This window comes from Sodalinema sp., from assembly GCF_046483825.1.
Taxonomy (GTDB): Bacteria; Cyanobacteriota; Cyanobacteriia; order Cyanobacteriales; family Geitlerinemataceae; genus Sodalinema.
Genome location: NZ_JAWOCL010000034.1, coordinates 1 through 7713, shown reverse-complemented (window position 1 = coordinate 7713; position 7713 = coordinate 1). Strand labels below are relative to the sequence as shown.

Below are 7713 nucleotides of genomic sequence, written 5' to 3'. Positions count from 1 at the left end.
GCGATGATCGCGATCGTCAGCCCCAAAGCCAATACATTGAATATCCCCGCCTCATTATCGAAGTTCTCTCTCCCTCGACGGCTCGTTTCGATCGCACCGAAAAATTCGCCGACTACCGCACTATTCCCAGTCTCGAAGAATACGTCCTCGTTTCGAGCGATCGCCAGCAGGTTGAAGTCTTTCAAAAAGGCGATCGGGGTAACTGGGCGATCGTACCCACCACCGATCCCATCCAACTTGCGAGTGTGAACGGTGCGATCGCCCTGGCCGACATCTATGAAGACACCGACATTCCGGCTACATTAGACGGTGAATCGGGAGTTGGTGGAGGTTGTTAAGGTGTAAGAGGATGTCTGAAAAGTCGCGCCTTAGGCTAAACGTCTCAACAAAAGACCAATCGAGGCCAGATAAATCCAGGCCTGAGCGCTCTCGGGGGAATATTCATAATCTCGATTTAAGCGGCGACACTAAGTCAACCAACCAAAAGTCCGCTGCCACCGGGTTGACAGTTGCCCAACGGCGAAATCTCGCTCAACTTGGCGCGATCGCCCCAGAACGGTAAGACATGGCATTTTAACAACGTCAGAGTTGAGCAAACAAAGCTGTAGGCGATCGCGCAGTTCCCCACGCACCCGAACATCCGTCTTAACTTTTGAGGGGTTCACCGGAGCTATAAGTCCCGCGATGTACCTGCAAGGTCAGCGTCGGGAGACATGGACTCCCCGCGTCGATTGAGGGGTTCGATGCCCCGAAAATCGACACACTATCTATCGCTTCTAACAAAAGGTGTAAATCTGTTAGAATGTAGCCATGTTGAACTTGACCTACAGCTATCGAATTTATCCAGGACTTGACCAAGAAGCACAAATGCTTGACTGATTGGAGCAATGTCGTCGCGTGTATAACTACGCCTTGGCAGAGCGTAAAGACTGGATGAACTCGCGTAAATGTCCGGTCAATGCTTGCAGTATTAGGCAGGAATACATCATCCCTGCTGACGTGCCCTATCCCGACTACTACAAACAACAGAATGCGCTGACTGAAGCGAAAAAGAGGATTCCAGAACTCAAAGCGGTTCATTCTCAAGTCTTGCAAGATGCCCTGAAACGACTGGATAAGTCGTTCAAGTTCTACACCGAAAGAGGATTCGGATTTCCTCGCTTCAAAAAGTTTGGTCAGTATCGTTCGTTTGTCTTCCCGCAGTTCAAATCGAATCCAGTCAACGGATTTGAAATCAAACTGCCGAAAGTTGGAGCGATGCCTATCAACCTGCATCGACCCATTCCAGATGGGTTTGAGGTCAAGCAAGTTCGGATCGTCTTCAAGCCGTCTGGATGGTACGCGCAGTTGATTCTGCAAGCGGATATTTCCGTTCCCGATGTCATGCCTCATGGTGAACCCATTGGCATAGATTTGGGCTTGGAAAAGTTCCTAGCTGTATCGACGGGTGAATTGGTAGAACGTCCTCGCTTTTTCGTGAATTTGCAAAGCAAGCTTCGATGGCTGCAACGCCAATTGAGAAATAAGAAAAAGGGTTCTGCTAACTACCGGAAGATTCAAGCCAAGATTCGCCAACTGCATGAACACATTTACAACGTTCGGCGTGAGTTCCACTTTCTGACGGCTCACAAGCTTTGCGATAACGCCGGGATGATTTTCGCTGAGGATTTGAACCTCAAAGCAACCCGTCGCGGGATGCTGGCAAAACATTGTTTGGATGCCGCCTGGGGTAGCTTCCTAGAAATCCTCAAGTGGGTGTGCTGGAAGCGGGGTGTCTACTTCGCGCAGGTTGACCCCAATCGAACAAGTCAAACTTGCCCTCAGTGCGGAGCGCAGACCGGGAAAAAGGAACTCAGCGAACGAGTGCATCATTGCCATGAATGTGGATATACGACTGACCGAGATGTTGCCGCCGCTCAAGTGGTAGTGCAACGTGGTCTTGCCTTTGTAGCCGATGGACAGTCGGTGAGACTGCCTGCGGAGGAAGGTTGCCTGGGAACCCCGTTCGCGAAGCGTTCGCGTTAGCGATTAGAAGCAGGAAGCCCCAACCGCGAGGAAGGGAAGCCCGCGCTATACCCGTAAGGGTTAGCGTCGGGAGGATGTCACGACCGTTGACTGGGGACTGGGGAGGCCGAGACGGCGATCGCCGCACTTTGACTTTGAGCCTCTGCAATGCGTTTCGGACGCAGATAGAGATTTTCCACCAGGGCCGAGGCCCCAGCAAACCAGGGGGGAACAATCAAGGCGCCAATAATACCCAGAACTTGCGCCCCACCGAGGACCGAGAGAAGCTGAAACAGGGGGTGAACCCCCACTGAACTCCCCACCAGTAGGGGATCGAGAACATAGGTTTCGAGGTTTTGGATAATCACAAACAGCAGTAATACCCACAACACGATCCATCCGCCTTGGGCGATGGCCACAATTAAGGCCGGAATCGCCCCCAAAATCGGACCAACAAAGGGAATCAAATTGGTCACGCCGGCGATCGCCCCCAACCCCAAGGCAAAATCTCTCAGACCCAAAATTGTCAACACCGTTGAGGTGGCGACGGCCAAAATAATCGAGACCAACACTCGGCCGCGAATATAGCCCCCCATCCGTTGCCCAACCACCTTCGATTGGTCTGCCAGTCGGTCTTCCCAGGGTTGTGGGAACAGTTGCACAATGCTGTGAACGAGCTTGCGACTATCGGCCACCATATAACCGGAAATAAACAGAGAGAGAATCAAACTAAACGCCGCTCCGAGAATCCCCCGCGTAATGCTGTAGGAGCGTAACACCAGTTGCTGAGATGAACCAATCAGCCAGCGGGTAATCGATTGGGTGTCAAACAGTTCCAACACCAACTCCGGGCGCGCATCCGTCAAGCGCATCACCGTCATTTCTAGGGCCGACAGGACATCCTCCGAGAGTTTCGGTAATTGCCGAACTAAACGCTCAATCTGTTCAAACACCGGGGGGCCAATAATCAGAATCACACCGGTTAAGACAGAAATCAAGCTGACATAGGTGAAAATTGTGGCTAACCAGCGCGGTAGTCGTAGCACACGTTCACTCAGATCCACCACTGGGGCGATCGAGGCGGCTAACACCACTGAAATCATCAAAATCAACACCAAGCTTTGTAGTTGCCAGAGAATGAACAAGCTGACAACGACTGTGGCAATAACAATGATGTTAGGAAGGGATAGCGAAATCAATCGCTTGGTCATAACAGGGAATGGGGAACAGGGAACAGGGGGGAAGAAGGGAAGAAGGGAACAGGGAATAGGGAACAGGGAACAGGGGGGAAGAAAGCAATAGGCCTCAGGCGGGGGGATGTTTTAGGAGTTGGACAGCGCCCTGATTGTGATTGTACTCGGCAATGGAGAGAGCGGTATGGCCACCGTTGTTTTTGAGGCTGGGATCGGCTCCGGCGGCGAGCAGCGATCGCACCGCTGCCAGATGGCCAAAATGGGCCGCCCACATCAGGGGAGTCGAGCCGGTTTTATCGCGGGGATCACAGTCCGATGCCCCCTCCAAGAGCAACTCCAGGAGGTCGTTATTATTGTAACGGGCGGCTAAATGTAGAGGGGTTTGACCCTGACCCTCCCCAGTGAGGCGATCGCCCCCAGCATCGAGAAGCAGACGCACCATCGCTCGGTTTTGTTGCGCTGTGGCCACCAAGAGGGGCGAGTCGTCCGGGGGACCACTATTCACGTCCGCTCCCGCCGCTAGGAGTCGCTGCACGAGATCGAGTTTCTGTTGCAAGACGGCCACAAACAGGGGAGTATCCCCGAGGCGGTTGACGCGGTTGGCGATCGCCCCCCGTTGTAAGAGCAGATCCACCATCTCAATTTGTCCCTCCACCACCGCCCAATTGAGAGCCGTTTCCCCTTCAGCATCCTCGGCCTCACAATTAGCACCGGCATCTAAGAGGAGTTGGGCGATCGCACAATCATTGGTGGCCGCCGCCACCATCAGCGGCGTACTCCCATCGGGGTTGCTGGCATTCGGATTAGCTCTAGCTTGCAGCAACCGTTGCACAATTGAGCGGTGGCCGGCTTCGGTCGCCAGAGTCAAGGCGGTAACGCCATCGACTCCCGAAGCATCCACATCCGCTCCCGCCTCAAGCAGCCGTTGAACAATCGCCTCATGACCCCGTTCAGCGGCTTGAGCGAGTAGAGGTGTACCCTCGGGGCTGAGGGTATTGGCATCCGCCCCAACCTTGAGTAAGGTTTCGACGAGGGGCGGATAATTCTGCTGTACCGCCAAATGGAGGGGGGTATCCCCCTGCTGATCCCGACAATTGACGGCCGCTCCCGCTTCCAGGAGGAGATGGGTGATCACCGTATCGCCTTTGAGGACTGCGGCCATAAGAGCCGTGCTACCATCTTCGTTACAGAGATTCACATCCGCCTGAGCCTCAAGCAGAGCCATCACGGCTTCTCGTTGGTGATTGGCCGCGGCCAGCATCAAGGCTGAGACGCCAAAGGTTTGTCGTTGTTGATTGACATCAGCCCCCGCCTGGATCAGTACTTGTATGAGCCTCACCGCGCCCTGAGCGGCGGCGAACATCAGGGGGGTGGTTCCGTGGCGATCGCCAACATTGGGGTCAGCGTTCTGACTCAGACAGCGCTCGACGTTTTCGAGATCACCATGTTGCGCGGCATCAAGGAGGCGATGAGTGGGGGAAGAGTGGGTCAAGGTTCCTAAGCTCCGGTTGCAAACTCTCAGGACAGGGAATCAGGTCCAAGAACAGACCTGAATTGGGCTAGGACTACTGTACCGTTTCGCTATCCTTTAAATGTGGGAAACTCAGAATTATTAGCTTTTAAGGACAATATCTTGTCCCCTTAACATTTCTGGCCCCCCTAAGCTGGGTCTGTGTCTGGGGTTCTCCACGTTGCTATTATCGAGGAGACACCAATGACGACTCCGATTTTTCGCGATCGCACCGAAGCTGGACAGCAGTTAGCCGAACGCTTAACGGCCTATCGTCAACGCCGAGATGTTCTGATCTTGGGACTTCCTCGGGGCGGTGTGCCGGTGGCGGCGGTCATCGCCGAGGCCCTCGATGCCCCGCTAGATGTTTGCTTAGTGCGTAAGCTGGGGGTTCCGGGCAATCCTGAGTTAGCCATGGGGGCCATTGCTTCAGGGGATGAAATCAGCCACAACGGCCCCGTCTTAGAACGCTGTCAGATTGCTCCTGAGGCCTTCGCCGAGGTTGTGGCCCAAGAACGCCAGGAGTTGCAGCGTCGAGAACAACGCTATCGGGGTGATCGTCCAGCGCCGGTGATTCGCGATCGCACGGTCATTTTAGTCGATGACGGCGTGGCCACGGGGGCCACCATGTTGGCGGCGATCGCCAGTATACGCGCTCAAGCGCCCCGTCAGTTAATCGTCGCTGTCCCCCTAGCGGCCCCTTTAATTTGCGAGGATCTTCGTCGTCAGGTCGATGAGGTCATCTGTGGGGCCACCCCCCATCCCTTCCGCTATCTGGGACTCTGGTATGAGGACTTTTCCCCCACCAGCGACGACGATGTCTGTCAGTTATTATCAGCCTTCGAGTCCTGCGAGTCTTCCGAGTCCTCCGCTTCATCGGAGTCAGAGGACTTGGCCGGGGAGCCAAAATCCCAGCGTTGAATGACCCCCAACCGGGCTAAAAACACCTCCCACAGCGGCGAGGGACGACCTCGATGGATCACCTGTCGCTGGTGATGGTAGCGAGCCTGACGTTGGGCTAACTCTTGAAGATGGTGGGGCGGTTCTTCGGTTCCAAAGCGACGAAAGGCATCCGAGGGAAACTGAGGCGGGGGGTTATCCGGGAGACGGCGATCGCTCCAAGCCGAGGCGATCGTTCCGGCGGCAATGCCCCCCGTACTAGCGAGTAAGAGACTAATTAACGTATTATATCCCAAGAGCAAAAACATCACTAAAAAGGCAGATCCCCATTGAATCCCCATTGATATATCTCGTTGAGAAATATTCACGACTTCAGCAGTTTTCAAAAACAGTTTAATGGATAAAAAATAAATTAAAAACGAGGCAAAACCTTCAAGAAAACCCCTCAAAACTTAGACTCTCAAGCAATTTAAAACTCCTTTAAAAGAACATGGCAACATTTTTACGTAACCTCAGTTACCGTTATCAATGGCTTTATGACAGCATCTCTCGAACCGCCGCGCTCAGCGTCGGCGGAGAAGATCGCTTCCGCACCTTAGCCCTACAAAACCTCGACATCCAGCCCGACAGTACCATTTTAGATCTCTGTTGCGGCAGTGGACAAACAACCCAATATTTAGTAGAACGCTCCAACCAAGTCATTGGTTTAGATGCCTCACCTCTCTCCCTAGAACGGGCCAAACAGAACGTTCCCCAGGCGAAGTATGTCGAAGCCTTTGCCCAAGATCTCCCCTTTGAGGATAATCACTTTGACCTCGTTCATACCAGTGCCGCCTTGCATGAAATGGACCCAGAGACCCTCAATCGAATTGTGTGGCAGGTTTTCCGAGTCCTTAAACCTGGGGGTATCTTTGCGATCGCCGACTTTCATCGTCCAACCAATCCACTCTTTTGGCTAGGACTCGCGCCCTTTTTCTGGGTATTTGAAACCGAAACCGCCTGGACATTCATTGAAACCGATCTACCAGGATTACTCTCCGCTGTGGGCTTTCAGCGTTGCGATCGGCAACTCCATGCCGGAGGAAGCTTACAGATTATTCAGGGTTATAAATAGTCCACCGCGACCGGGGCGAAACCTTTTCGCCCCCAGTATGTTTTAGTTGCGGCTGCGGGGATAGGACTCACTGACAAAGCCCAACTCAAACAATTGGCGATAGGCATTTTGCCCCAAATCCCGAGTTGGATTTTGAGATTCAACAATTTGCACCAGTAACGGAATTGCCAACTCAGGATTATCCTGAGAGCGATGGAGGAGCGCCAACTGATAGGTGGCTTCATCCCGTCGTTGAGCGGCGCTGAGGGCTAAATTGCGTTGTTCCTCAAAAATCGGCCCATCCAGTCCCGAGAACGCCGAGGCCAGATCTTGATAGAGATTAGACACCTGATTGCCTAACTCTCGGGCCTCTTGCAATGTCGCGGCTGCGCCCTCATAGTCTTCATTGGAGACTGCTGCACTAGCATCATCCATTAACTGATCGATGCCCACAAAGGTCAACAGAGAATCCGAAGCCAAAACCGCTGGCGTCTCACCCTGTGCTTCTTGCTCATCGAGAACCTCCGTGGCGGCTTCGAGATCTTCGCGGGCCTCGGTTAGTTCATTGCGATCCTCGCCCTCAACCGGTTCCATCTCCTCAGGTTCGGGTTCAGCTTGCTCAGATTCGAGGGGAAAATCCGAGCTAACAAACCCGAGTTCATAAAGTTGACGATAGGCTTGATTCCCCAGAGGACGAGTGGGATTTTGGGAGCGTACCACCTGAACCAACAGGGGAACGGCCAGTTCCGGGTTGTTCTGAGCGCGATGGAGGCGAGCCAGTTGATAGGTGGCCGTATCCCGCAGTTGTGCCGCTTCAAGGGCTTGATCGCGTTGTCGTTGGAAAATCCGGTTGTCAATACCCGAAAAGTTCGTCGAAAGCTGCTGATAAAAGTTCGAGAGTTGATTACTAATTTCCCGTGCTTCTTGGAGCTTGCGAATTGCTAAGCTGTAGTCTTGATCTGAGACAGCGGTGGTAGCGTCTTCAATTAGCGATTCGATGCCCGGTAGGCTGA

Annotated in this window: 9 protein-coding genes; 4 read left to right on the top strand and 5 right to left on the bottom strand. The window is 53.5% G+C overall.

The window, feature by feature from the left end; genetic code table 11:
* Nucleotides 1–338, top strand: a 338-nt coding sequence (locus tag R6U67_RS02300) for a Uma2 family endonuclease (RefSeq protein ID WP_410251051.1), incomplete at its 5' end; no start/stop codon positions are given.
* Nucleotides 339–467: 129 nt separating this feature from the next.
* Here R6U67_RS02300 and R6U67_RS02295 read toward each other — a convergent pair.
* Nucleotides 468–665: a hypothetical protein gene (locus R6U67_RS02295; protein ID WP_410251050.1), complete on the bottom strand. Its 198-nt coding sequence runs from the start codon at nucleotides 663–665 to the stop codon at nucleotides 468–470.
* A 247-nt stretch (nucleotides 666–912) separates the two neighbouring features.
* Between R6U67_RS02295 and R6U67_RS02290 the strand changes: the two genes are divergently transcribed.
* Nucleotides 913–2025, top strand: a complete 1113-nt coding sequence (locus R6U67_RS02290; protein WP_410251049.1) for an RNA-guided endonuclease InsQ/TnpB family protein — start codon at nucleotides 913–915, stop codon at nucleotides 2023–2025.
* A 77-nt stretch (nucleotides 2026–2102) separates the two neighbouring features.
* Here the strand turns inward: R6U67_RS02290 and R6U67_RS02285 are convergent, their stop codons facing one another.
* Both R6U67_RS02285 and R6U67_RS02280 read right to left on the bottom strand, forming a co-directional pair.
* Nucleotides 2103–3215, bottom strand: a complete 1113-nt coding sequence (locus R6U67_RS02285) for an AI-2E family transporter (RefSeq protein ID WP_410251048.1) — start codon at nucleotides 3213–3215, stop codon at nucleotides 2103–2105.
* A gap of 94 nt (nucleotides 3216–3309) precedes the next feature.
* Nucleotides 3310–4689 (bottom strand): ankyrin repeat domain-containing protein, encoded by a 1380-nt coding sequence (locus R6U67_RS02280; protein ID WP_410251047.1) that lies wholly within the window; start codon nucleotides 4687–4689, stop codon nucleotides 3310–3312.
* 222 nt (nucleotides 4690–4911) lie between these two features.
* On the opposite strand from R6U67_RS02280, the gene R6U67_RS02275 reads away from it, so the two are divergent.
* The gene (locus R6U67_RS02275) at nucleotides 4912–5628 is read left to right on the top strand and encodes a phosphoribosyltransferase (RefSeq protein WP_410251046.1); all 717 of its coding nucleotides are present in this window, start codon (nucleotides 4912–4914) and stop codon (nucleotides 5626–5628) included.
* Here the strand turns inward: R6U67_RS02275 and R6U67_RS02270 are convergent.
* Nucleotides 5532–5975: a hypothetical protein gene (locus R6U67_RS02270; protein WP_410251045.1), complete on the bottom strand. Its 444-nt coding sequence runs from the start codon at nucleotides 5973–5975 to the stop codon at nucleotides 5532–5534. The two genes, R6U67_RS02275 and R6U67_RS02270, sit on opposite strands and share 97 nt — an antisense overlap.
* A 122-nt stretch (nucleotides 5976–6097) precedes the next feature.
* Between R6U67_RS02270 and R6U67_RS02265 the strand changes: the two genes are divergently transcribed.
* Complete coding sequence (locus R6U67_RS02265; RefSeq protein ID WP_410251044.1) at nucleotides 6098–6721, top strand: class I SAM-dependent methyltransferase; 624 nt, start codon at nucleotides 6098–6100, stop codon at nucleotides 6719–6721.
* A gap of 42 nt (nucleotides 6722–6763) precedes the next feature.
* Here the strand turns inward: R6U67_RS02265 and R6U67_RS02260 are convergent.
* Nucleotides 6764–7713, bottom strand: a 950-nt coding sequence (locus R6U67_RS02260; RefSeq protein WP_410251043.1) for a hypothetical protein, incomplete at its 5' end; no start/stop codon positions are given.

Excerpts from the sequence above, each read along its gene's own strand:
- R6U67_RS02285 (WP_410251048.1), bottom strand. The coding sequence starts at position 3,215 with ATGACCAAGCGATTGATTTCGCTATCCCTTCCTAACATCATTGTTATT.
- R6U67_RS02275 (WP_410251046.1), top strand. The coding sequence starts at position 4,912 with ATGACGACTCCGATTTTTCGCGATCGCACCGAAGCTGGACAGCAGTTA.
- R6U67_RS02265 (WP_410251044.1), top strand. The coding sequence starts at position 6,098 with ATGGCAACATTTTTACGTAACCTCAGTTACCGTTATCAATGGCTTTAT.